Consider the following 633-nt stretch of genomic DNA (forward strand, 5'->3'; position numbering starts at 1 on the left):
GAGCTAAACCCTGAAGACCTCGCTGAGTGCCGTACTCTAGGCGAGATAGTCGAGTACATGAACAGCAAACTTCCAGCTTCTGCTCCAGTAGCAACTCAAGCATCTGCACCAGCGCAAGCAGTATCAAACGGTTTAAACGCAGAACAAGTTCAAAGCACAATGCTGAGCGTAGTGGCTGATAAAACGGGCTACCCAACAGAAATGCTAGACCTAGCAATGGACATGGAAGCAGACCTTGGCATCGACTCAATCAAACGTGTTGAGATCCTTGGTACGGTTCAAGACCAGCTACCAACACTGCCAGAGCTGAACCCTGAAGACCTAGCGGAGTGCCGTACTCTGGGTGAAATCGTTGCTTACATGAATACTAAAGGCATGAACAGCAAGTTAGCTCCTAGTTCGGAAGCAGCGACAGTAGCTCCTGCTACAGAAAGCACGAGCAATGACCTAAATCCTGCTCATGTTCAATCAACAATGATGGAAGTGGTTGCCGATAAAACTGGCTACCCAGCAGAAATGCTCGACCTAGCGATGGACATGGAAGCAGACCTTGGTATCGATTCGATTAAACGCGTCGAGATCCTGGGTACGGTTCAAGACCAGCTACCAACGCTGCCAGAGCTAAACCCTGAA

At 49.3% G+C, this 633-nt stretch carries 1 protein-coding gene; it reads left to right on the forward strand.

Annotated elements, in window-relative coordinates:
* A partial coding sequence (locus AB4496_RS14565; RefSeq protein ID WP_372131222.1) for a phosphopantetheine-binding protein occupies positions 1 to 633 on the forward strand: 633 nt, incomplete at both ends.

The sequence above is a fragment of the Vibrio sp. 10N.222.46.A1 genome, from assembly GCF_041473595.1.
GTDB classification, from domain to species: domain Bacteria; phylum Pseudomonadota; class Gammaproteobacteria; order Enterobacterales; family Vibrionaceae; genus Vibrio; species Vibrio tasmaniensis_A.